Raw genomic sequence first — 23228 nt, 5'->3', positions numbered from 1 at the left:
GGACGACACGGTGGCTGGCGAACAGCAGTCGACGGTGCCCGCCGAGGCGCGGGAGAAGCACGCCAAGCTCGCTGAGCAGATCGAGGAGCACCGCTTCCGGTACTACGTGAAGGACGCGCCGGTCATCTCCGACGCGGAGTTCGACACGCTGCTGCGCACTCTGGAGGCGCTGGAGGACGAGCACCCCGAGCTGCGCACGCCCGACTCGCCGACCCAGAAGGTCGCGGGCTCCTACGAGACGGAGTTCACCGAGGTCGCGCACCGCGAGCGGATGCTGAGCCTGGACAACGCCTTCGAGGACGAGGAACTGGCGGCCTGGGCCGAGCGCATCGCCAAGGAGCTGGGCACGGGCGCCTCGTACCACTTCCTGTGCGAGTTGAAGGTCGACGGCCTGGCCGTCAACCTCACCTACGAGGACGGGAGGTTGACCCGCGCCGCCACCCGCGGCGACGGCCGCACCGGTGAGGACATCACGCCCAACGTCCGCACCATCGCCGAGATCCCGGAGCGGCTGGCCGGCGACCGGGTGCCGCGGTTGGTGGAGATCCGCGGCGAGGTGTACTTCCCGCGCGAGCGCTTCGACGAGCTCAACGCCCGGCTGGTGGAGGCGGGCAAGCCGCCGTTCGCCAACCCGCGCAACGCGGCGGCCGGTTCGCTGCGCCAGAAGGACCCCAAGGTCACCGCGTCCCGCCCGCTGCACATGGTGGTGCACGGCATCGGCGCCCGCGAGGGCTTCGACATCGACCGGTTGTCGCAGGCGTACGAGCTGCTGCGCGAGTGGGGGCTGCCGACCGCCGCGCACGCCAAGGTCGTGGACGCGATCGAGGACGTGCGGAAGTACATCGCGCACTACGGAGACACCGACACGCGGCACTCGGTGGAGCACGAGATCGACGGCGTGGTCGTCAAGCTGGACGAGATCCCGCTCCAGGGGCGGCTGGGCTCCACCTCGCGGGCGCCGCGCTGGGCCATCGCCTGGAAGTACCCGCCGGAGGAGGTCAACACCAAGCTGGTCGACATCCGGGTCGGGGTCGGCCGCACCGGCCGGGTCACGCCGTACGCGGTGGTGGAGCCGGTCACCGTGGCCGGCTCCGAGGTCGAGTTCGCCACCCTGCACAACCAGGACGTCGTCAAGGCCAAGGGCGTGCTCATCGGCGACACGGTGGTGCTGCGCAAGGCGGGCGACGTGATCCCCGAGATCCTGGGGCCGGTGGTCGACCTGCGGGACGGCACCGAGCAGGAGTTCGTGATGCCGGCCCTGTGCCCGGAGTGCGACAGCCCGCTGCAGCCCGCAAAGGAGGGGGACATCGACCTGCGCTGCCCCAACTCCCGGTCGTGCCCGGCCCAGCTGCGGGAGCGGATCTTCTACCTCGCCGGCCGCAAGTGCCTGGACATCGAGAACCTCGGCTATGTGGCCGCCGCCGCGCTCACCCAGCCGCTGGAGCCGTCCGAGCCGCCGCTGAAGGACGAGGGCGACCTGTTCACCCTCGACGTCGAGCAGCTGCTGCCCATCAGGTCCCACGTCCTCGACCCCGACAGCGGGCTGCCCAAGCGCGACCCCAAGACGGGAGAGGCGAAGGTCGTCACCTTCTTCGCCAACCAGAAGGGCGAGCCGAAGAAGAACACCCTCGCCATGCTGGCCAACATCGAGGCCGCCAAGGAGCGCCCGCTCGCCCGCATCATCACCGGCCTGTCGATCCGGCACGTGGGACCGGTGGCCGCGGTCGCGCTGGCCCGCGAGTTCCGGTCCATCGACCGGATCGCCGAGGCGAGCGAGGAGGAGCTCGCGGCCGTGGAGGGCGTCGGGCCGACCATCGCCGCCTCCGTCAAGCAGTGGTTCACCGTGGACTGGCACCGCGACATCATCGAGAAGTGGCGCGCCGCCGGAGTCCGGCTGGAGGAGGAAGGCGGCGAGGAGGACGGACCGCGCCCGCTGGAGGGGCTGACCGTCGTCGTCACCGGCACGCTGGAGTCGTTCACGCGGGACGGCGCGAAAGAGGCACTGCAGAGCCGGGGGGCGAAGGTGACAGGTTCGGTGTCGAAGAAGACCGACTTCGTCGTGGTCGGGGACAACCCGGGATCGAAGTACGACAAGGCGGTGCAGCTCAAGGTGCCCGTGCTGGACGACAGCGGCTTCGCCGTGCTCCTCGAACAAGGGGCCGACGCGGCCCGCGACGCGGCCCTGACCCCCGCCGAGTAACCCGAACGGAGCCATTGGGGGGCTGAAAAACCATCAGAAGCAGCCACGGCTATGCCAGGAGTCAACTCTGGGCATAGCCAGTGGGCATCACCCTTACAGCGCATACCAGATGGTTGCGGATGCTCAGGCGGCAATCGGGCGAGCCCTGCCGATCGCTGCCCGCCGCGGCCTTGTGCGGCCTACTGTTGAGAGATGCGCCTGCCAAGGCGCGGGCACCGGCTGGGAGAGGGACGGGTATGGAACCGACCGACAGCGGCGCCCCGGCGTCGCGGCTGCGCCGGCTGGCGCTGCCCACCCTGCCGTACGCGGCGGTCGGGGTGGCCGCCGCGTCGTTCGGTACCGGGGTCTACCGGGTTCTCCACGGGGACGGATCCCTCTTTCCCAGCGGCACCGTCGGCTGGTCCCTGGCGATCCTCACCGGTCTGATCGTCGGTCATCTGGTGGCCCTTGGCCGGGATCGCTGGTGGGGCGGCACCGGATCCGGCGCCGCGTTAACCCTGGCCGCCCTGCTGCTGTACGGCTGGCTGCCCGCCGCGCTGATCAGCCTGGCGGTCGTCGTCCTGGTCGCCGCCGCACGCCGCCACCGCTGGCGGCAGGCACTGCTGCACGGTTCGGTGGACCTCCTCGGCATCGGCGCGGCCGCGCTCGCCCTCGCCGCCTGCGGCACAGTCCCGTCCGTGGCGACCCCCTGGGCTCCCGACGGCTGGGACCTGTACGACGTGCCGCGGATCGTGCTGGCCGCATTCACCTATCTGCTGGTCACCCGGGCTCTGCTGTGGTACTGCCTCGCACCGCCCGGCGCCGCGCTCAGCGGCGCCGCGCGCACCGCCCTCCTGCGGCAGGCACTCGTCGGCGTCGCCCTGCTGGGCATCGCCCCGCTCATCGTCGTGGTCGCGGCGCACCGGCCACTGATGCTTCCGCTGTTCGCCGTGCCCTTAATAGCGCTGGACTCCACCCTGTGGATAGCCCGCGTGCGCGCCGAGGAACAGCTGCGCGACCCGCTCACCGGACTGCCCAACCGCCAGTACCTGCTGGACCGCACCTGGGCCGCACTGGACCAGGCCGAGCGGGAAGGCGCCCGCGCCGCCCTCGTCCTGATCGACCTCGACCGGTTCCGGTCCGTCAACGACACCCTCGGGCACATGGCGGGCGACCGGCTCCTCCTCCAGATCGCCGAACGGCTCCGCGCGGCGCTGCCCCGCGGCGCGGAGGCCGCACGGCTGGGCGGCGACGAGTTCGTGGTGCTGCTGCCCACCGTCGACTCCCTCACCAGCGCCCAGCGGGTGGCCCGCAACCTCATCTCCGTACTCGGCTCCCCGCTCGACCTCGACGGGCTCACCCTGGTCCTCGAAGCCAGCGCCGGAGTCGCCGTCTACCCCGACCACGCGGTGGACGCGGAAGGGCTGCTGCGCCGCGCGGACGTCGCCATGTACCAGGCGAAGCGGGACCGCAGCGGCGCGGAGGTGTACGAGGCGCGGCGCGACGGCAACACTCCGGACCGGCTCGGCCTGCTCGGCGACCTGCGCCGGGCCCTGGACGCGGGCGACGTGGAACTGCACTACCAGCCCAAGGTCGGCTTCGACGGGCATGTCGCCGGTCTGGAGGCGCTGGTCCGCTGGGTCCACCCCGACCGGGGCCGGGTGCCGCCGGACGAGTTCATCGCCATCGCCGAGAGCTCCGGCCTGATGCCCCGCCTGACGGAGTACGTCCTGGAGACGGCCCTGGGCCAGGTCGCGAGGTGGCGGGCGGACGGCCTGCTGGTGCCGGTCGCGGTGAACGTCTCCCCGCGCGACGTGCACACCCCCGGCTTCGCGGGCGCCGTCGCCGGCCGGTTGGCCCGGCACGGGGTGCCGCCCGGCGCGCTCCAACTGGAGATCACCGAGCACGTCCTGCTGGAGGACCCGCAGCGCGCCGCCGACACCCTCGCCGGGCTCACCGGGCACGGGGTGAAGATGTCGCTGGACGACTTCGGCACGGGCTACTCGTCACTGGTGCATCTGCGCCGCCTGCCGGTCAGCGAGCTGAAGATCGACCGGTCCTTCGTGGCCCGGCTGGCGGTGGACAACGAGGACGCCGAGATCGTCCGCTGCACGGTCGATCTCGCGCACTCGCTGGGACTGCTCGTCGTCGCGGAGGGCGTCGAGGACGACGAGACCTGGGAGCGACTGCGCGACCTGGGCTGCGACGCGGTCCAGGGCTGGCTGGTGGCGGCCGCGATGCCGCCGGAGGAGACGACGGCGTGGCTGCGCGCCCGCGGCGAGGGCCGCTCCGCGGCCGCAGTGCCGGAGGAGGTCGAGGCGGACCAGCCGGTGACATGAACCGGCCGCGCCGCCGTGTGCGCGGTGCCGTGGTTGCCCGGCGCGGGCGCCTCGTGGCGGGGTCGGTGCCGCTCTGGGTACCTCCTCCGGATCACCCCGCGCCGCAGAGTGCGCCCGTTCGTGCATGCCCGCCGCAGGGCGCGGCGCACCCCGCGCCGCAGGGTGCCCCGTTCGTGGATGCCCGCCGCGAGGCTAAAGCGTTTCGCGACCAGCACCCGCCGCGCCATAGGATTGGGCGCGAAACCTACACACTCACCCTGAGGATCCCTGCATGCCTGGCATCACGCGCGAGGAGGTCGCCCACCTCGCCCGGCTGGCGCGTCTGGAGCTGAAGGACGAAGAGCTCGACCACTTCGCCGGACAGCTGGACGACATCATCGGCGCGGTCGCCCGCGTCTCCGAGGTCGCCGACCAAGACGTACCCCCGACCTCCCACCCGCTGCCGCTGACCAACGTCATGCGCGCGGACGAGGTCCGTCCCTCGCTGACCCCGCAGGAGGCGCTCTCCGGCGCCCCGGCCCAGGAGCAGCAGCGTTTCAAGGTGCCGCAGATCCTGGGGGAGGAGTGAACGCCATGGCAGACCTGACCAAGCTCACGGCGGCCGAGACCGCCGCGAAGATCGCGTCCGGCGAGGTCACCGCCGTCGCGGTCACCGAGGCGCACCTCGCCCGGATCGAGGCCGTCGACGAGAAGGTGCACGCGTTCCTGCACGTGGACCGGGAGGGCGCGCTAGCCCAGGCCCGGGCCGTGGACGACAAGCGCGCACGGGGCGAGAAGCTCGGGCCGCTCGCGGGCGTACCGCTCGCGCTGAAGGACATCTTCACCACCAAGGGCGTTCCGACCACCGTCGGTTCCAAGATCCTTGAGGGCTGGCTCCCGCCGTACGACGCGACGCTGACCCGCAGGCTCAAGGAAGCGGACGTCGTCATCCTCGGCAAGACCAACATGGACGAGTTCGCCATGGGGTCGTCGACGGAGAACAGCGCCTTCGGGCCGACCGGCAACCCGTGGGACCTCACCCGGATCCCCGGCGGCTCCGGCGGCGGCTCCTCCGCCGCCCTCGCCTCCTTCCAGGCCCCGCTCGCCATCGGTACCGACACCGGCGGTTCGATCCGCCAGCCCGCGGCCGTCACCGGCACCGTCGGCGTCAAGCCGACCTACGGCGGCGTCTCCCGCTACGGAATGGTGGCGTTCTCCTCGTCCCTGGACCAGGGCGGGCCCTGCGCCCGTACGGTCCTGGACGCGGCGCTGCTGCACGAGGTCATCGCCGGGCACGACCCGCTGGACTCGACCTCCATCGACGCCCCGGTGCCGCCGGTGGTCGAGGCGGCCCGCAACGGCGACGTCACCGGCATGCGGGTCGGCGTCGTCAAGCAGTTCCGCGGCGAGGGCTACCAGGCCGGCGTCATGCAGCGTTTCGACGAGTCCGTCGAGCTGCTGAAGGAGCTGGGCGCGGAGATCGTCGAGCTGGACTGCCCGTCGTTCGACCTGGCACTGGCCGCGTACTACCTGATCGCGCCGTCCGAGTGCTCCTCCAACCTGGCCCGCTTCGACGCCATGCGCTACGGCCTGCGGGTCGGCGACGACGGCTCCAAGTCGGCCGAGGAGGTCACTTCCCTCACCCGTGAGGCGGGCTTCGGCCCCGAGGTGAAGCGCCGGATCATGCTGGGCACCTACGCCCTGTCCTCCGGCTACTACGACGCCTACTACGGCTCCGCCCAGAAGGTCCGCACCCTCATCACGCGGGACTTCGAGAAGGCCTTCGAGCAGGTCGACGTGATCGTCTCGCCGACCACCCCGACCACCGCCTTCGCGATCGGCGAGCGGGCCGACGACCCGATGGCGATGTACCTCGCCGACCTGTGCACCATCCCCACCAACCTGGCGGGCAACGCGGCCATGTCGCTGCCCTGCGGCCTGGCCCCCGAGGACGGGCTGCCGGTGGGCCTGCAGATCATCGCCCCCGCGATGGCCGACGACCGGCTGTACCGGGTGGGTGCCGCGGTCGAGGCCGCGTTCACCGCCCGGTGGGGCCACCCGCTGCTTGAGGAGGCACCGTCGTTGTGAGCGACGCACGCGCGGCCGCCGGGCCGCAGATGACATCGAAAGCCGCACCTCTGCGCCGCGCGGGCGGAGAAGCGAACGGAGAGATGCAGTGAGTGCGATCAAGAAGGCCAAGGGCTTCAAGAAGTCCAAGCCCGGCCTGTACCTGTCCATCGGCGGCACCGTCTTCGGCGCCTTCGGCGCCTACAAGCAGATCAAGGAGGCCCGCGCCGAGCAGGACAAGCTCCAGCTCGTCGACGCGGTGATCTCCGCCGCTGCCGTCGTCACCACCGTCGCCCTGCTCGTACGAGAGCTCAAGCGCCTCGGCGAAGACGACGTCCTCGCGGACTGAGAGGTTAGTTTTCCGTGACCGTCACTGAACTGGTGTCGTACGAGGACGCGCTGGCCGCCTACGAGCCCGTCATGGGCCTCGAGGTGCACGTCGAACTCGGCACCAAGACCAAGATGTTCTGCGGGTGCTCCACGGCGCTGGGCGCCGAGCCCAACACGCAGACCTGCCCCACCTGCCTCGGCCTGCCCGGCTCCCTCCCGGTGATGAACGCCACCGGAGTCGAGTCCGCGATCCGGATCGGCCTCGCGCTGAACTGCGAGATCGCCGAGTGGTGCCGCTTCGCCCGGAAGAACTACTTCTATCCGGACATGCCGAAGAACTTCCAGACCTCGCAGTACGACGAGCCGATCGCCTTCAACGGCTATCTGGACGTCCAGCTGGAGGACGGCGAGGTCTTCCGCGTGGAGATCGAGCGCGCCCACATGGAGGAGGACACCGGCAAGTCGACGCACGTGGGCGGTGCGACGGGCCGTATCCACGGCGCCACGCACTCCCTCCTGGACTACAACCGGGCCGGTATCCCGCTCATCGAGATCGTCACCAAGCCGATCGTCGGTGCGGGGGAGCGGGCCCCGGAGGTCGCCAAGGCGTACGTCGCCGAGCTGCGCGAGCTGATCAAGGCGCTCGACGTCTCCGAGGCCCGTATGGAGATGGGCCAGATGCGCTGCGACGTGAACCTGTCGCTGCGCCCCATCGGTAGGGAGAAGTTCGGCACCCGCTCCGAGACCAAGAACGTCAACTCGCTGCGCAGTGTGGAGCGGGCGACGCGTTTCGAGATCATGCGGCATGCCGCGGTCCTCGGCAGTGGCGGGACGATCATCCAGGAGACCCGGCACTTCCACGAGGAGGACGGCTCCACGACGTCGGGCCGGGTGAAGGAAGAGGCCGAGGACTACCGCTACTTCCCCGAGCCGGACCTGGTGCCGGTGGCGCCGAGCCGCGAGTGGGTCGAGGAGCTGCGGGCCACCCTGCCCGAGCTGCCGCGCGTCCGCCGCAACCGGCTCCGCGAGGAGTGGGGCATCTCCGAGCACGACATGCAGTCGATCCTCAACGCGGGTGCGGTCGATCTGATCACCGCCACGATCGACGCGGGCGCGGACGCCGCGGCCGCCCGCAAGTGGTGGATGGGCGAGCTGGCCCGCCGCGCCAACGAGGCCGGTACGGAGCTCGCCGCCCTGGAGATCACCCCGGCCCAGGTCGCCCGCGTCTGCGCCCTGGTGAAGGAGGGCTCCCTCAACGACAAGCTGGCGCGCCAGGTCATCGAGGGCGTGCTGGCCGGCGAGGGCGACCCGGACACGGTCGTCGACAAGCGTGGCCTGAAGGTCGTCTCGGACGAGGGCGCGCTCGGCGCGGCCGTCGACGAGGCCATCGCCGCCAACGCGGCAATCGCGGACAAGATCCGCGGCGGCAAGGTCGCGGCGGCGGGCGCGCTGGTCGGCGCGGTCATGAAGGCCACTCGCGGCCAGGCCGACGCGGCGCGCGTGCGCGAGCTGATCCTGGAGAGGCTCGGCGTCGAGGGCTGACGCGGCGTTAGCGGCTACTGTGGCGGCGGGTGCTCCCGGGAGGGGCGCCCGCCGCCGCGTTTTTCGAGGGGAGCGAGCATGATCACCCAGGTGCGGATCGACGGCTTCAAGTCGTTCCTTGACTTCCAGGTGGACGTGCCGCCGGTGATGGTCATGCTGGGGCTGAACGGGGCGGGTAAGTCCAACTTCTTCGACGCGCTCAGGCTGGTCGCGGGCACGTTCAGGGATGGCTTCGAACAGATGGTCGCGACTGACCGCAGGTTGGCCGCGCGCGACCTCTTCCACCGGAGCGGTCCGGATGGGCGGTTGGTGCGGGATGAGTTCACCATCACGATCGGGGCGTTGGTGCGCTCGGACTATGGTCCACTGCCGTTGCGTATCCGGCTCCGAGCGCGATATGAGCCGGGGAAGGGCCGCAGGCCGGGGAGGGCCGTGCTGGTTGGCAGGGACAGCGGCGTATGGGTGAGTAGCCTGACGGATCGGGACTGGCGGGACCGGCTGGGCCTCGACGAGGAGCTGCGCTTGGCGATCGGACGGGCGAGAGACGCATTCGTGGCACGCACCGGCGCGAAGCGCCTCGCCCTGCCCGATGGCGTCGTGGACTACGAGGCAGTGGATTTGGAGGCCGGGTCCGAGCCGGGAGGGGTCAATTCCGTCGAGGTGGTAGCCTTCCGTGCTTTTGCCTACGGGATCACCGGTGACTCTGAGCTGTTCCGCCTCGTCGCACGCGAGACAGCCTCCTGGCAGCCGATGCTTCTCGACCCCGAGGCCATGCGCGGCCTCGTCCCCGTCGGACCGGACGCCCCGCTGGAGCACGACGGCCGCAACCTTCCCCTCGTACTTGACCGGATCGAGAGCCGGGACCCCACCGCGTGGCGGCGGCTGGTCGCCGACCTCGCCGGGCTCGTCGAGGGCGTACGCGACATCCGCCCCCGCTACCTGGAAAACCGCCAGGAGTTCGACTATGAGGTTGAGTTCGAGCACTCCGGCTGGACGGCTCCGCCGCTGCTCTCCGACGGTACGGTCCGCATGCTCGCCCTCCTCGCCGCCTCCGCTGACCCACTGCGCCGCGGCACCCTCTGCGTGGAGGAGATCGAGAACGGCATGCACCCCACACGGGTGGCCGACCTCGTACGACGCCTGCGCCGGGGCTGTGGCGCGGACGTCGAGCCGACCGGGCCGCCGTTCAAACAGCTGATCGCCAGCACCCACTCCCCGGCCCTGCTGGCGGCTCTGCGTACGGACCTCACCGGCAGCCTGGTCTTCATGGAGCAGGCCGACCGGGTCGACCCGGAACGGCAGGCGGTGTCACGCGTCTCCCTCGCGCGCCCGCTGCGTGAGCGAGACCTGGAAGCGGAGCCGGGCGAGACGACGACACCGCAGCAGGTGGCACGGCTGCTGCGCCGACTGGGACAGGGGGCCTAGTGGGGGAGCGACCGCTTTGGCCGGGGCTGATCGCCGAGGGCAACAGTGATGAGCCGTATCTGAGCAAGCTGATCAAGAAGCAGCTGGACGCGTTGCTGTTGGAGAAGGGTCGGCAGAGCGTCGCGGTGGCGGACTGCGAGATCGCCCCCGTGCACACCACCGGATCCGGTGGAACGGCGGCTGTCATCGATGTGGCCTGGGACCTGGCCCAGGACTGTCATCTGCTGTTCGTGCACTGTGACCAGGACGAGCGCGACAAGGCGGAGAAGATCGCCGCCGAGCTGGCACAGCGTCGCCGATCAGCCAAACGCGCGGCCGTGCCCGTCCGGCTGATCCCCGTGATGATGACGGAATCCTGGATGCTGGCCGACCGGAAGGCTTTGGAAGCCGTCGTCCCCGGCATCAGGTTGACTGACTACCCCTACGCGAAGCCCGCGGGCGTGGAGAAGCAGACTGCGCTTTCCTCGGACAAGAAGACGAAGCTCGGCCCCAAGCAGGTATGGAAGGCGCTGCTTGGCGCAGACGCCCACGACACACTGATGGACGCTGCCGAGGTGCTGGTGCAGAGGACGGACCTCGAGGTGCTGACACAGGTCCCGTCGTACCGGGAGTGGGTGGAGGAGACCGAGTCCGCGCTCAGCGGCATGGGCTACATCTGAGTTGGCGGCCGACCGGAGGGGCCGGATACGCATCTCCCCCTGCCGGACAGGTCCGGCAGGGGGCTCCCAGCGGTGTGCCGGTCGCGTCAGCTCGTGCCGATGACGATGGCGAGCGAGGTCTTGGCACCCCCGTCGGAGCCGGACGCGTCGGGCTCGCTGACCAGGTGCTCGCCCAGGTACAGCCGCTTGTTCGCGTAGCGGATGTCGCCGCCTATCGTGGCGAGGTCCTCCGTATGTCCGTCCTCGGCGCGGTTCTGGAGCAGCTTGGTCTTCTTGTAGGACTTGGGGTCGATGCTCCAGATGGCGCCGCCGTCGCCCGCGAGCTCAGGGTCCTGGTACGCGATCACCGAGCCGTCCGTGTCGATCCCGAGCACCCGCACGGTGGCGCTCTCGGCACCGGGGATCCTCTTGGCCTCCTTGCCGGTCTTCAGGTCGAAGGCGACGACCTCGTTGTATGTCTCGGCGTCGACGTTCTGGGCGGTCGACAGGAAGACGGCGTCGGCGGTCTTGCTGACCGTGATCTTGTCGCAGCCGTCCACATGGGCACCGCCCCCCGAGCACGGCACGTCGTACGTCTTGCCCGGGATGCTGATCGTGCTGCGGAGTTCGCCCTGGGCCGCGCTGTCGTCGATCGCCAGGACATCCGTGATGCCGCCGCCCGGGGCCTGCTTCTTCTCGTCCTCGATGCCGATGACGAGCGGGTCGGTGGAGATCACGTGCGCGCCCTCGACACCCGCCGGCAGCTTGTAGGTCGACTTCGCCTTCCGCGTCTTCGGGTCGATGGTCTGCACGTCCATGGCCGCGGGATCGGCGTCACCGCACTCCCGCACCGCGACGAGCTTGTCGGCGCCGCCGCCGTAGCCGATGTCCTGGCACTCCTCGTCCTCCTGGAGCTGCCACAGCGGCTTGCCGTCCAGCGACCAGGCCGCGCCACCGTCGCCGACGCTCGCGCCCGCGGCGACCGTTCCGCCGCCGATGGTCACCTCGTCGAAGTTGGCCGCCGATCCGTACTCGTTCTTCGCCTGCCGCTGCCAGACGAGCTTGTGCTTCTTCAGGTCGACCAGGCCGACCTGGGTGCAGGTGGAGTTGTCCTTGGCCTCCTCGAAGAGGATCGCGGTCAGGCCGTCATCGGTGACATGCGGCGACGCGTAGCAGACCTGACCGGCGAGCGGTATCTCCCACTCGGCGGCGCCGCCGCTCAGCGGATAGCCGACGATCTTCTTGACGTCGCCCTTGACGAAGTTCTTGTCGGTCGTCCACAGGCCCGCGACCTTGACCGGATCCTTGGTGAGCCCCTTCGGCATGGGGACCTTGTTGAGGATGCGTGCCTGGGGGACCTCCTGCTCGCCGGATCCGCCCTTGTCACCGTCGTCGCCGTCCTTGGTGGCGAACCAGACTCCACCGACGAGGAGCAGCGCGACCGCGACCACGCCGCCGACGACGGGCCCTCGGCGCGAGGACCGCCGGCGACGGTCGGCGCGCCGTCCGCCGCCACCACCGGGGTGCGGACCGCCAGGCTGGGGGGCGGGCGGCGGGTAGCCGCTCGGGGCTCCTGGGCCGACACCCGGGGGACCGGCCTGCGGCGTGCCCGAGCCGGGGTACGGCTGGTGAGGCGGCGGAGGCGGTTGCGACATCGGGACAACTCCTTCTCACGGGCCGCGGGGACCGCCACCACGTGATCAGTACGTCGTCCGACGCCGACACCGTACGGGCCGATCCGGCCCGTGCCGGTTCATAAAAGCTTTGCCGTCGATCCTTCCTCCCGGGTATCGGGTTGACAACCCGATCTCCCCTGCTCCGTAGGACAGTTGAACTGATCCCGAGGCCAGGGGGGGCATGGGCCCGGGCAGCGGTACCGGCGCGGGGTCCAGCTTCCCGGAGTCCGCCCGCGTACGGAAGGGCCGCGGCCCCACGGACGTTTACCGGCGGGCCGTCGCGCGGTGTTCCCCGGGCCACCTGTCCTCACTAGCTTCCGGTCCGCGACCCCACCCGGACCAACGGAGGCTCACGTGGCAAAGGACATCTCACGACGGCGGCTGTTCGCGATCGGCGCGGGCGCGACGGGGGCGGCCGCGGCCACCTCGCTGCTGCCGCCGTCGCTGCAGGCCGCGCTCGCCGCGCAGCCCACGCCGCCCGAGGGCGGCCTCGACGCGATCGAGCACGTCGTCCTGCTGATGCAGGAGAACCGTTCCTTCGACCATTACTTCGGCATGCTGCGCGGGGTACGCGGCTTCGCCGACCCCGGTGCCGTCCGGCTGCCCGGCGGCGGCACCGTCTTCCAGCAGCCCAAGCCCGGCGGCGGCACGGTGCTGCCGTTCGCCGCCCGCGACGCCGCCGAGGCGCAGAAGAAGGACCTCCAGTACGTCGGCCAGCTCGACCACTCCTGGTCCGGCGGGGCCCGCGCGTGGAACAACGGCTGGATGGACAACTGGATCGCGGCCAAGTCGTCCGCGACCATGGTCCACTTCCAGCGCGAGGACATCCCGTTCCACTACGAGCTGGCGGACACCTTCACCATCTGCGACGCGTACCACTCGGCCATCCACAGCTCCACCAGCCCCAACCGCAACTTCTGGGTCAGCGGCACCACCGGCTACGAGGCGGACGGAAAGCGGGCCGTCGGCAACGACGCGTACGCAGAGGACACCCACCCCGGCTACTCCTGGACCAGCACCCCCGAGATCCTCCAGCGCACGGGCGTGAGCTGGAAGGTCTACCAGGAGTGGGACAACTTCCAGGACAACAACGTCGAGTTCTACAAGCCCTTCAAGGACGTCGCCCGCAAGGCGCTCGCCGACCTCGGCTTCAAGAGCACCAACACCTTCTACACGGAGGTCCTCAAGGCGTCCGGGGCCAAACGGCAGCAGCTCCTGGACGGCCTGGAGGCCGGGCTGAAGAAGCTCACCGACGCCGAGCGGCAGCTGTTCGAGCGCGGGCTGCGGAGGGTCGAGGAAGGCGGCTTCGAGGCCGCGTTCCGGGCCGACGTCGAGGCCGGGAAGCTGCCGAAGGTCTCGTACCTCGTTCCGTCGGCGCTCGACTCCGAGCACCCCGGCCCGTCCACCCCCGCCCACAGCGCCACCGTCACGTACAAGATCCTCGACGCGCTGGCGTCCCGGCCCGAGGTGTGGCGGAAGACCGCCGTCTTCATCACCTACGACGAGAACGACGGCTTCTTCGACCACGTCGTACCGCCGGCCCCGCCCACCGGCACCGCCGACGAGTGGTGGGAGGGCAAGCCGGTGGGGCTGGGCATCCGGGTGCCCATGCTGATCGTCTCCCCGTGGACCGTCGGCGGCTACGTCAGCTCCGAGATCTTCGACCACACCTCGATCAACCGTTTCATGGAGCGCTGGCTGGGCATCGAGGTGCCGAACATCTCCGCCTGGCGCAGGACCGTCTGCGGCGACCTGACCGGCGCCTTCGACTTCAGCGGCACCGCCGCCCCGCAGCCGCTGCGCCGGCCCGGCCCGATCCCGCCGGACAAGGGCCACTGGACCCCGCTGCCCCCGGCCGACCAGCGGATGCCGCGCCAGGAGTCCGGCAGCCGCCCGGCCAGGCCGCTGCCGTACCAGCCGGAGGTCTCCGGGGCGTACGAGCCGGCCGAGGGCCTGGTGCGCCTGGCACTGGCCAACAGCGGCAGCCGCAGCGCGCACGCGATCCTCTTCCCGTACGCGGGCGAGTACGTCACCCCGCAGCACCGGGACATCGCCGCGGGGAAGATCAGCACCTGGGACGTGCCGGTCAAGGACGGCCGCTACGACTTCACCGTCACCGGCCCGAACGGCTTCCGCCGTGAGTTCAAGGGCACCGCCGAAGGCGCGGCCGCCGGGGTGCGGGTGCGCGGCTCCATCGACGCCCGGCGGCTGCTGCTGACGCTCACTGTCACCAACAAGGGGAAGAAGACGCTGCGGCTCACCCTGCGGCCGCAGGACTATGTGGCGGACGCCGCCGCCCGGTCACGGACCGTGAGCGTACGCGGCGGCTCCACCCGCGCCGTGGAGTTCTCCGCCCGCGAGGGGCGCGGCTGGTACGACCTGGTGCTCACCGCCGAGGGCGACCCGGGCTTCCACCGCCGTCTGGCAGGTCACATCGAGTGCGGGAACCCCTCGGTCAGCGGCTGAGGGGCCCCGCGTCCCCATGTGGGGCTAGCCACAAAAGGGACAAAGGATCTTTTCCGGGTGTCACAGTGCTGCGGATGGGACTCGCCGCCTCCAACGGCGGAAGGCGGCGGGCCCCAGCCAACCCCGATCCCGGAAAGCAGGCTATGGCTGCTCTCGCCCGGTGGTGCCTCAGGCACCGCGTCGTCGTCATCGTGCTGTGGCTCGCCACCCTCCTGGGCACCGGCGCCGCGGCGGCCGCCGTCGGCTCCGCGTACTCCAACGACTACGACGTCCCCGGCACCGAGTCCGCCCGCGCCACCGCGCTGCTGGCGAAGACCAACCCGGCGGAGGCGGGCGACAGCGACAGCATCGTCTGGCACACCGACCAGGGCACGGTCCGCGCCGCCGCCGTCGAGCAGCGCATGACGCAGACGCTGCGCGACATCGAGCAGCTGCCCGGCGTCGCCTCCGTGACCAGCCCGTACGGCACCGAGAGCGGCCAGCGCATCAGCCAGGACGGGCACACCGCCTACGCCACCGTCGCCTTCGACAAGCCCGCGTCCGGGCTCGACAAGGCCGATGTGCGACGGGTGGTCGACACCGCCCGCGACGCCGCCGACGACCATCTCGAGGTCGCGCTCGGCGGCGCCGGGATCGCGCTGACCGAATCGACGAGCGCCGGGCACCTCAGCGAGATCATCGGGATTGCCGCGGCCGCTGTGGTGCTCTTCCTCGCCTTCGGCTCCCTCGCCGCGACGCTGCTGCCGATCGCCACCGCCGTCGTCGGCGTCGGCACCGCCTACGCGGGCATCGGGCTGCTCGGCCACGCGATGACCGTCGCCGACTTCGCGCCCATGCTCGGCATGCTCATCGGCCTGGGCGTCGGCATCGACTACGCGCTGTTCATCGTGACCCGGCACCGGCGGGGCCTGCGGCAGGGACTGCCCGTCGCGGAGGCCGCCCAGCGGGCGGTGGCCACCTCGGGCCGGGCCGTGGTGTTCGCGGGCGTCACGGTCTGCATCGCGCTGCTGGGCATGCTCGTCCTGCGGCTGAACTTCCTCAACGGCGTGGCACTCGCCGCGTCCCTCACCGTGGTGCTCACCGTGGCCGCCTCGGTCACGCTGCTGCCCGCGCTCCTCGGCGTGATCGGGGACAAGGCGCTCAGCCGCCGCGAGCGCAGGGCGCTGGCCGTGCACGGCCCGGAGCCCAGCGTCCCCACCGGCTTCGCCGCCCGCTGGTCCGCGTTCGTCGAACGCCACCCCAAGCTGCTGGGCGCCGTCGCGGCCGTGATGATGCTGGTCCTCGCGCTGCCCACGCTCGGCCTGCACCTCGGCAGCAGCGACCAGGGCAACAACGCGGCCACGAGCACCACCCGCCAGGCGTACGACATGATCGCCGAAGGTTTCGGCCCCGGCGTCAACGGTCCGCTCACCCTCGCCGCCGACATCGACAGCGCCGCCGACAAGGTCGCCTTCTCCGACCTCGCCGAGACCCTGCGCGGCACCGAGGGCGTCGCCTCCGTCAGCGCGCCGCAGGGCGGCAGCACCGGCACCGGCGTGCTCACCGTGATCCCGGAGTCCGCCCCGCAGTCCCAGGCCACCTCCGACCTGGTGGAGCGGCTGCGCGACGACGTCATCCCGCGGGCCGAGCAGGGCACCTCCCTCGACGTCTACGTAGGGGGCCTCACGGCGAGCTACGACGACTTCGCCTCCGTGATCATCGGCAAGCTGCCGCTGTTCGTCGGGGTCGTGGTCGCCCTGGGCTGCCTCCTGCTGCTGCTGGCCTTCCGCAGCATCGGCATCCCGCTCAAGGCCGCCCTGATGAACATCGCCGCCGTCGCCGCCTCCTTCGGCGTCGTCGTCGCGATCTTCCAATGGGGCTGGGGCCTCGGCACGCTGGGGCTGGGCAGCGCGGGCCCGATCGAGCCCTTCCTGCCCGTGATCATGGTCTCGGTGCTCTTCGGGCTCTCCATGGACTACCAGGTCTTCCTGGTCAGCCGGATGTACGAGGAGTGGCGCCAGACCCGCGACAACCGCGTCGCGGTACGCGTCGGCCTCGCCGAGACCAGCCGGGTGATCAACTCCGCGGCCGTCATCATGATCGCGGTCTTCTCCGCCTTCGTACTGAGCGGTGACCGGATCATCGCGATGTTCGGCATCGGCCTGGCGGCTGCGGTCGCCCTGGACGCCTTCGTCCTCCGCACGCTGCTGGTCCCCGCGCTGATGCACATGCTGGGCGGCGCGAACTGGTGGCTGCCGAAGTGGCTGGACCGGTGGCTGCCGCGGATCAGCATCGAGCCGGCGGAGGAGGACGTGCCGACGGTGCAGCCGGTCGTGGCCCTGCCGGGCCAGCGCGAGGAGCTGCGCGGCGAGCGCGACGAGGAGCTGACGTCCACGGCGACCGGGTGAGATCTGGGACCGCCCCGCCGTAACGCCCCCAACACGAGGTGATCTACGCTCCTTTCGCCGGTTGACCGACCAGAAGGGCGCGCATGAGACTCCGGGGGATCACCTGCGCCGCCGTGGCGGCGATGCTCGTCACGCTGACGGCGTGCGGGGGCGGGGGTGGCGGCGGGGTGAAGCCCAGCGGCCCCGGCAGGACGGAGCACGGCGCGTCCCCCGCCCCGCAGAGCTTCACCGCACCGACGAGGTTCTCGCTGCGACACGGCAAGCCGGTCCCTGAGTCCGCGGCAGCGGACAAGGTCAGAGTGGTCGGTGGGTTGTCGCATCCGCTGCCGGTGGCGCTGCACGACGGGGTGCTCTTCATCGCGCGGCCGGATGGACTCGACGTGGTCAGCGGCTATGGGCCGGGCGACCCGGTCACCATCACCCCGGATCGCGATCCCGCCGTGACGCTGGATCACGTGATGTCGATCAGCGGTCACAACCCCGCCGAGGCACCCCTGATCACGTCCAGTGGCGGTAGGACACTCGCCCTCAGCGCACTGGTGACCAAGGTGACCGGCTCCGGGACGACCAAGCCCCACGACGTGGTGGAGCTCATGGCCACGGACACCGTGAGCCTCACCAAGCGGTGGTTCACGGAGATCCGGCTGGCGGCGGGCGACGAGTACTCCGGCGACCGGGCCGACGCCAATGTGGTCGGCCGGGCCGGGGACATCGTCGTCGTCTTCGGACGCGGCCGGCTCTTCGGCGTGGACCTCAAGAGCCACCGGCGGGTGTGGACGGCCAAGGGGACGTACGAGAAGGGCGCGGTCGTCGCCGGGGACCGCGTCGTCGCGCTGCGCGACAAGCCGGCGGGCGACAACCAGGTCGTGGGGCTGCGCGCGGCGGACGGCAAGGACGTATGGACCTCGCCGCGCTCGGGGCTGGAACTCTCCGCCGCGGCGCCGGAAGCCGTGATGACGTACGAGTACCCGACGACGGACATCCGTGACCGGCGGCACCATCTGCTCGACGCCGCCACCGGCGGTACGCGCCGGACGCTCCCGGAGGACGCTCCGGGATCGGACTGCGCGTATGACGGCGCCGCCGTCACCGTGTGCAAGGGCCGTGACGGGTTCGATGAGACGGCGGCCGCGTACGACCCCAAGAGCGGCAAGGAGATCTGGCGGCTGCCCGACGCGGCCGGTACGCGGGTTGCGCCGGAGGTGACGCTGGTCCGCGCGGGGCTGATCTACGGAAAGGCCAACGGCAAGCCCGTCGTCCTGGACGCCGCCAGCGGGAAGGACAAGGAGACTCGACCGGGGATCGCCCCGTACGTCGCGGACGGATACGTGGGCATCTCCGAAACCGAGGACACCACTGGCCTCACCGCGTACCGGGCGGTGGGCTGACCTCGGGCGCGGGCAGCCGCCCGCCCCGGCTTTCCGCGATCCGTAGGGCGTCGCGCAGGGACTCGCGCAGGCGGTTGCCCAGAAAGCGCAGTTCGTTCCCCATGCGCAGTTGTACGGCTTCCATGTCGTCGGCCAGCCGCGAGACGTAGCCGGTGCATCGGGGCGCCACCTCGATGCCGTGGATCGCCAGAACCCGTTCTGGTGGAATTCCGTGTGATCACGACCCCGGACCCGATCCGCCGATCAGGGAGCGGGTCAGCTCCATGAGGCGACGGCGGGCCTCCGCGTCGTACGCCTGCTCGTGCGCGCGGCTGTCCGTGAAACGGTCGAAGTAGCGGCCGGTCGTGGACGCCAGCTCCGGATCGGTGATCAGCCGTACGGTCGGCCGCACGCCCTCGTCGATGCTCACCGCCGGCGTGAGGCCGTACTCGCGCACGCCGTTGGTGTCCATCAGGTGGGCCGGGTGGAGGGCGTTCACGGTGACGCCGGTGCCGTCGAGTTCGGCGGCCAGCTCGAAGGTCGCCATGATCAGCGCGAGCTTGCTCCGGCAGTAGGCGCGCAGTCCCTCATAGCCCCGGTCCAGCATGACGTCGTCGAAGTCGACGGTCTCCTGCCCGAGCGAGGCGACGTTCACCACCCGGGCGGGCGCGGACGCGGTGAGCAGCCGCAGCAGGGCACGGGTGAGGGCGTACGGGGCGAGGTGGTTCACGGCGAACCGCAGCTCGTGCCCCTGCCGGCTCAGCTCCCGCCGCAGGGGCTCGGCGCCGCCGCCGGCGACCGCGTTGTTGACCAGCACGTCGAGCCGGGGCTCCGCGGCACGCACCTCGGTGGCCATCGCGTGCACCTGGTCGAGGTCGGACAGATCCGCGAGGTAGGTGCGGACCACCGCGTGCGGGGCGGCGGCGCGGGCCTCGGCCGCGACCGCGTCGAGGCGGGCCCGGTCGCGGCCGTGGAGCAGGACGGTGTCGCCGCGTGCGGCGAGGTCGAGCGCGATGCCACGGCCCAGCCCCTGGGTCGCGCCGGTGATCAAGGTGGTGCGTCGGTTCATGGCCACGATCCTGGCGGCGCGGCGCGGCACTCGGGGAGTATGTACTGAGCCTGGTGTCGCCACCACCAGCCGGGTGTTACCACCATCAGCCGGGTTCCCCGAGGCGCCTAAGGAGTCCCGCACGGCAGGCCGTCCGCCGCCTAAGGCCCTCATGCCCGCGAAGATCGGTCACTCTCCCCATGTGCCGCACCCGCCTGGGAGACGAAGGTAGGAGCACGTCAACGACCCTTCGTCACCAGGGAGAACACGATGCTCCATCTCGAACTGCACAAGACCCGTGAGGCCGAGCTGATCCGCGAGGCCGACCGGCAGCGGCTGGTCCGCAGAGTGCGTCGGGCGGAACGCGAACACGCTGGCTTGGGGCGGGTGAGTCAACGGATCGCGCGGCAGGCCGCGGAGCGGTTCGGAACCGCCGCCTGACCGGCGGGACACGGTGCCGACATGCCGGACCCCTGTGCGATCCTCGACGGCGTGCAGACCACCTCCGTCAGCCCGGTGTTCATCGGCCGCGACGACGAACTGACCGAGCTCACCGACGCGCTCGCCCGCGCCGCGGCGGGTGAGACCACGGCGTTCCTCGTCGGCGGTGAGGCGGGCGTCGGCAAGACCCGGCTCATCGAGGAGTTCCTGTGCGCCGCGACGGCCGCCGGGGCCGTCACCGCCGTCGGCGGCTGCGTCGAGATCGGCGCCGACGGCCTGCCGTTCGCGCCGGTCTCCGCCGTGCTGCGCGCCCTGCACCGCGAGCTCGGCGGCGACGTGCTCGCGCAGGCCGCCGCGGGCCAGGAGGGCGAGTTGGCCCGGCTGCTGCCCGAACTCGGCGAGACCACCCGCGAGTCCTACGACGAGGACAGCCGGGCCCGGCTCTTCGAGCTCACCACCCGGCTGCTGGAGCGGCTGGCCGCCGACCGCACGCTCGTCGTCGCCATCGAGGACCTGCACTGGGCCGACCGCTCCACCCGCGAACTCCTTGGGTACCTGTTCCGGTCGCTGCACCCCGCCCGGTCACCGCACCGCGCCCGGCTCGTCCTCGTGGCCACCTACCGCAGTGACGACATCCACCGCCGCCACCCGCTGCGGCCCTTCCTCGCCGAGACCGACCGCGCCCGCACCGTACGCCGGATCGAACTGGCACGGTTCACCCGCGGCGAGGTCCGGGCGCAGATCGCCGGGATCAACGGCACCGAGCCCGACGAGACCCTGGTGGACAAGGTCTTCCGGCGCAGCGACGGCAACGCCTTCTTCGTCGAGGAGATCGCCCGCAGCATCAGCGAGGGCTGCTCCAGCGGGCTCAGCGAATCCCTCCGGGACCTGCTGCTCGTCCGCGTCGAGGCACTGCCCGAGGACGCCCAGCGTGTGGTGCGGATCCTCGCCGAGGGCGGCTCGACCGTCGAGTACGGGCTGCTGCGGGCCGTCGCCCGGCTCGGCGAGGACGAGCTGATCGAGGCACTGCGCACCGCCGTCGGCGCCAACATCCTGCAGCCCACCGGCGACGACGACGGATACCGCTTCCGGCACGCCCTGGTCCGCGAGGCCGTCACCGACGACCTGCTGCCCGGCGAGCGGGCACGGCTCCACCGCCGCTACGCCCAGGCGCTGGAAGCCGACCCCGGACTGGTCCGGGCCGACCAGCGGGCCGCCCGGCTGGCCAGCTACTGGTACCACGCGCACGATCCGGCCAAGGCACTGCCCGCCGTCCTCGGCGCCGCCGTCCAAGCCCGCCGCCGCTACGCCTACGCCGAGCAACTGTGGCTGCTGGAGCGCGCCATGGAGCTGTGGGAGGACGTCCCCTGCGAGATCCGCGAGGCCCAGCGCCCCTTCGACTACGCCGAGGTCTACCCCGCCCGCGGCTGTGACGACGAGGCCCTGCGCCACCTGGACCTGATGGCCGAAGTGGTGGTCGCCGCCTACATGTCGGGGCAGGGCGAGCGGGCCCTGGCCATCATCAAACGCGCGCTGCGCAAGCTGAAGTGCGGGGACGATCCGCTGCGGGCGGCGTGGTTCTGGCTCCAGCGCGCCAAGCTCATGGAGGTGCTGGGGCGCGGCGACGGCTCGGCCGAGCTGAGCCGGGCCCAGGAGCTCGTCCGCGGGCTGCCGCCGTCCGCCGTCCACGCCGAGGTCCTGGCGTACGCGGCCATCTGGGGCACCATGCACCAGCCGGGTCCCGACAGTTGCACCGCCGCCGAACGCGCCGTGGAACTGGCCCGGCTCGTCGGCGCGGAGAGCACCGAACTCAACGCCCGGGTCACCCTCGGCTGGCTGACCGTCGACGCCGGGGACGAGGCTGGCGGCCTCGCCGAGATGCGCGCCGTGTGCGAACGCGCCGTGGAGCGCGGCGACATCACCGTCCTGGGACGCGCCTACACCAACCTCACCTCCATCCTGGAGGCCCTGGGCCGGTCCGCCGAGGCCCTGGAGGTCGCCGAGGCCGGCATCCAGGTCCTGGGGCGCTTCGGTATGCCGGACGCCCAGGCGTGGGTCCGCGGCAACCAGGCCGAAGCGCTGTTGTCCCTGGGCCGCTGGGCCGAGGCGGAAGCCGCAGCCGCCGACGCCCGCCGACTGGCCGTGGGGCTCAAACCACTGGGCACCGCCGCCAGTCGCCTAGCTCACCTGGCGCTGCTCCGCGGCGACTGGGAGACCGCCGAACGCGAACGGGCGATTGCCGCCGAGCACTACGGCACGCACGACCCCCAACCGCAGTTCGTGCTCCTCCTCCTGCGGTACGCGTTGCAGCTGGCCGCCGCCCGCGGCCGGATCCTCGACGCCCGCGCGGCCCTGGACGAGGTGCTGCGCACCGGCTTCGCGCCCGGCACCCAGCGGTACGCCTGGCCGCTGCTGCTGGCCGCCGCCACGGCCGAGGCGGACGCCCGCGGCCTGCCCGCCGCCGACGACGGCCGGGAGGGCGTGCTGCGCCGGATACGCGCCACGGCGAGGGGCATCCCGCAGTCCGTTCCGGTCTGGACGGCGCACGCGCTGATGCTGGAGGCCGAAATCCTGCGCGCCGAGGGCCGCGACAGCGCCGACGCCTGGGCACGCGCGGCCGCCGCCCTCGCCCCGCTGTACCGCCCGTACCAGCTCGCACAGGTCCGTCACCGCTGGGCGGAGGCGCTGCTGGCCAGGGCCTCCGTCGGCACGGAGGCGAGGGCGGCGCGCGACCAGGCGAGCCGGCTGCTCGCCCAGGCGCACGTCGTCGCCGAGCGGCTGGGCGCGCGTCCGCTGAGTGAGGGCGTCGTCCTGCTCGCCCGCCGCGCGCGGCTCCCGCTGGACGCCGCCATGCCGGCCCCGGGCCGTGCCGGGACCAGCGCCGATGCCCCAGCCCCGGCCGCGGCCCCCGACCCGGCCGACGCGCTCGGGCTCACTCCGCGCGAACGCGACGTACTGGCGCTGGTCGCCGCGGGCCGCACCAACCGGCAGATCGCCGAGGCGCTGTTCATCTCCCCGAAGACGGCCAGCGTGCACGTGTCGAACATCCTGGCCAAGCTGGAGGTGTCGAGCCGGGGCGAGGCGGGCGCGGTGGCGCACCGCCTGCGGCTGGTGGACGGCCTGGCCGACGACCCGGCAGGGCTCAGCTCGCCTCGCGCGGTCTGATCACCACGCACCCCGAGTCCAGGTCCACCGGGCCCCGGCCCGGATCCCCGTCACCCTGGTCCTCGCGGGTGAGTTCCAGGCGGTTGCGTTCGTCGTCGGTGTGCTTGCGACCGGGTGCGAACAGTTCCTCGATGGGGTTGAACATCAGGCCCCCGTCTCCCATGCGGTTACCGGCCAGT

At 71.6% G+C, this 23228-nt stretch carries 17 protein-coding genes; 13 read left to right on the top strand and 4 right to left on the bottom strand.

Annotated elements, in window-relative coordinates:
• Positions 1-10: 10 nt before the first annotated feature.
• From ligA to ACQUSR_RS08945, 8 genes are all read left to right on the top strand, one after another.
• Positions 11-2200 (top strand): NAD-dependent DNA ligase LigA, encoded by a 2190-nt coding sequence (ligA, locus tag ACQUSR_RS08980; protein ID WP_431042025.1) that lies wholly within the window; start codon positions 11-13, stop codon positions 2198-2200.
• 236 nt (positions 2201-2436) lie between these two features.
• The gene (locus ACQUSR_RS08975; RefSeq protein WP_431042024.1) at positions 2437-4518 is read left to right on the top strand and encodes a putative bifunctional diguanylate cyclase/phosphodiesterase; all 2082 of its coding nucleotides are present in this window, start codon (positions 2437-2439) and stop codon (positions 4516-4518) included.
• Positions 4519-4789: 271 nt separating this feature from the next.
• Positions 4790-5086, top strand: a complete 297-nt coding sequence (gene gatC, locus ACQUSR_RS08970; protein ID WP_135341483.1) for an Asp-tRNA(Asn)/Glu-tRNA(Gln) amidotransferase subunit GatC — start codon at positions 4790-4792, stop codon at positions 5084-5086.
• A 5-nt stretch (positions 5087-5091) separates the two neighbouring features.
• Positions 5092-6585, top strand: coding sequence for an Asp-tRNA(Asn)/Glu-tRNA(Gln) amidotransferase subunit GatA (gene gatA / locus ACQUSR_RS08965; protein ID WP_431042023.1), 1494 nt, complete (start codon positions 5092-5094; stop codon positions 6583-6585).
• Between the two features lie 88 nt (positions 6586-6673).
• The gene (locus tag ACQUSR_RS08960; protein WP_431042022.1) at positions 6674-6913 is read left to right on the top strand and encodes a hypothetical protein; all 240 of its coding nucleotides are present in this window, start codon (positions 6674-6676) and stop codon (positions 6911-6913) included.
• A 14-nt stretch (positions 6914-6927) separates the two neighbouring features.
• Positions 6928-8436 carry an Asp-tRNA(Asn)/Glu-tRNA(Gln) amidotransferase subunit GatB gene (gatB, locus tag ACQUSR_RS08955; protein ID WP_431042021.1) on the top strand — a complete coding sequence of 503 codons (1509 nt, stop codon included), beginning with the start codon at positions 6928-6930 and terminating at the stop codon, positions 8434-8436.
• Between the two features lie 78 nt (positions 8437-8514).
• Positions 8515-9861, top strand: coding sequence for an AAA family ATPase (locus ACQUSR_RS08950; protein ID WP_431042020.1), 1347 nt, complete (start codon positions 8515-8517; stop codon positions 9859-9861).
• Entirely contained in the window at positions 9861-10520 is a 660-nt protein-coding gene (locus tag ACQUSR_RS08945) for a hypothetical protein (protein WP_431042019.1), read from the top strand. Before ACQUSR_RS08950 ends, ACQUSR_RS08945 begins: the two co-directional genes overlap by 1 nt.
• 86 nt (positions 10521-10606) lie before the next feature.
• Here ACQUSR_RS08945 and ACQUSR_RS08940 read toward each other — a convergent pair whose 3' ends face one another.
• A complete protein-coding gene (locus tag ACQUSR_RS08940; protein WP_431042018.1) occupies positions 10607-12154 on the bottom strand; it encodes a PQQ-binding-like beta-propeller repeat protein in 1548 nt (515 codons plus the stop codon).
• Positions 12155-12529: 375 nt separating this feature from the next.
• On the opposite strand from ACQUSR_RS08940, the gene ACQUSR_RS08935 reads away from it, so the two are divergent.
• The 3 genes from ACQUSR_RS08935 to ACQUSR_RS08925 all read left to right on the top strand — a co-directional run bounded on the left by ACQUSR_RS08935 (position 12530) and on the right by ACQUSR_RS08925 (position 18416).
• Positions 12530-14641 (top strand): phosphocholine-specific phospholipase C, encoded by a 2112-nt coding sequence (locus ACQUSR_RS08935; protein ID WP_431042017.1) that lies wholly within the window; start codon positions 12530-12532, stop codon positions 14639-14641.
• Between the two features lie 143 nt (positions 14642-14784).
• Positions 14785-17028, top strand: a complete 2244-nt coding sequence (locus ACQUSR_RS08930) for an MMPL family transporter (RefSeq protein ID WP_431042016.1) — start codon at positions 14785-14787, stop codon at positions 17026-17028.
• An 83-nt stretch (positions 17029-17111) separates the two neighbouring features.
• Positions 17112-18416 (top strand): PQQ-binding-like beta-propeller repeat protein, encoded by a 1305-nt coding sequence (locus ACQUSR_RS08925; protein WP_431042015.1) that lies wholly within the window; start codon positions 17112-17114, stop codon positions 18414-18416.
• Here the strand turns inward: ACQUSR_RS08925 and ACQUSR_RS08920 are convergent.
• Positions 18391-18624, bottom strand: coding sequence for a hypothetical protein (locus ACQUSR_RS08920; protein ID WP_431047455.1), 234 nt, complete (start codon positions 18622-18624; stop codon positions 18391-18393). The two genes, ACQUSR_RS08925 and ACQUSR_RS08920, sit on opposite strands and share 26 nt — an antisense overlap.
• A gap of 9 nt (positions 18625-18633) precedes the next feature.
• The gene (locus tag ACQUSR_RS08915) at positions 18634-19464 is read right to left on the bottom strand and encodes an SDR family NAD(P)-dependent oxidoreductase (RefSeq protein WP_431042014.1); all 831 of its coding nucleotides are present in this window, start codon (positions 19462-19464) and stop codon (positions 18634-18636) included.
• A gap of 249 nt (positions 19465-19713) precedes the next feature.
• On the opposite strand from ACQUSR_RS08915, the gene ACQUSR_RS08910 reads away from it, so the two are divergent.
• Together ACQUSR_RS08910 and ACQUSR_RS08905 are read left to right on the top strand one after the other, a co-directional pair.
• Positions 19714-19884 carry a hypothetical protein gene (locus tag ACQUSR_RS08910; RefSeq protein ID WP_431042013.1) on the top strand — a complete coding sequence of 57 codons (171 nt, stop codon included), beginning with the start codon at positions 19714-19716 and terminating at the stop codon, positions 19882-19884.
• Between the two features lie 21 nt (positions 19885-19905).
• Positions 19906-23049, top strand: coding sequence for a helix-turn-helix transcriptional regulator (locus ACQUSR_RS08905; RefSeq protein WP_431042012.1), 3144 nt, complete (start codon positions 19906-19908; stop codon positions 23047-23049).
• Here ACQUSR_RS08905 and ACQUSR_RS08900 read toward each other — a convergent pair.
• The gene (locus ACQUSR_RS08900) at positions 23027-23212 is read right to left on the bottom strand and encodes a DUF6191 domain-containing protein (protein ID WP_431042011.1); all 186 of its coding nucleotides are present in this window, start codon (positions 23210-23212) and stop codon (positions 23027-23029) included. The two genes, ACQUSR_RS08905 and ACQUSR_RS08900, sit on opposite strands and share 23 nt — an antisense overlap.
• Positions 23213-23228 lie beyond the last annotated feature (16 nt).

The sequence above is a fragment of the Streptomyces sp. P1-3 genome (assembly GCF_050613155.1).
Taxonomy (GTDB): Bacteria; Actinomycetota; Actinomycetes; order Streptomycetales; family Streptomycetaceae; genus Streptomyces.
The sequence above is the reverse complement of the archived record's forward strand: the minus strand, read 5'-3'. Positions and strand labels throughout refer to the sequence as shown.

What these genes read in the sequence shown, in the direction of transcription:
- ACQUSR_RS08910 (WP_431042013.1), top strand. Translation starts at nt 19,714, where the DNA reads ATGCTCCATCTCGAACTGCACAAGACCCGTGAGGCCGAGCTGATCCGC.
- ACQUSR_RS08950 (WP_431042020.1), top strand. Translation starts at nt 8,515, where the DNA reads ATGATCACCCAGGTGCGGATCGACGGCTTCAAGTCGTTCCTTGACTTC.
- ACQUSR_RS08975 (WP_431042024.1), top strand. Translation starts at nt 2,437, where the DNA reads ATGGAACCGACCGACAGCGGCGCCCCGGCGTCGCGGCTGCGCCGGCTG.
- ACQUSR_RS08915 (WP_431042014.1), bottom strand. Translation starts at nt 19,464, where the DNA reads ATGAACCGACGCACCACCTTGATCACCGGCGCGACCCAGGGGCTGGGC.
- gatA (WP_431042023.1), top strand. Translation starts at nt 5,092, where the DNA reads ATGGCAGACCTGACCAAGCTCACGGCGGCCGAGACCGCCGCGAAGATC.
- ACQUSR_RS08925 (WP_431042015.1), top strand. Translation starts at nt 17,112, where the DNA reads ATGAGACTCCGGGGGATCACCTGCGCCGCCGTGGCGGCGATGCTCGTC.
- ACQUSR_RS08930 (WP_431042016.1), top strand. Translation starts at nt 14,785, where the DNA reads ATGGCTGCTCTCGCCCGGTGGTGCCTCAGGCACCGCGTCGTCGTCATC.
- ACQUSR_RS08940 (WP_431042018.1), bottom strand. Translation starts at nt 12,154, where the DNA reads ATGTCGCAACCGCCTCCGCCGCCTCACCAGCCGTACCCCGGCTCGGGC.
- ACQUSR_RS08905 (WP_431042012.1), top strand. Translation starts at nt 19,906, where the DNA reads ATGCCGGACCCCTGTGCGATCCTCGACGGCGTGCAGACCACCTCCGTC.
- ACQUSR_RS08900 (WP_431042011.1), bottom strand. Translation starts at nt 23,212, where the DNA reads ATGGGAGACGGGGGCCTGATGTTCAACCCCATCGAGGAACTGTTCGCA.
- gatC (WP_135341483.1), top strand. Translation starts at nt 4,790, where the DNA reads ATGCCTGGCATCACGCGCGAGGAGGTCGCCCACCTCGCCCGGCTGGCG.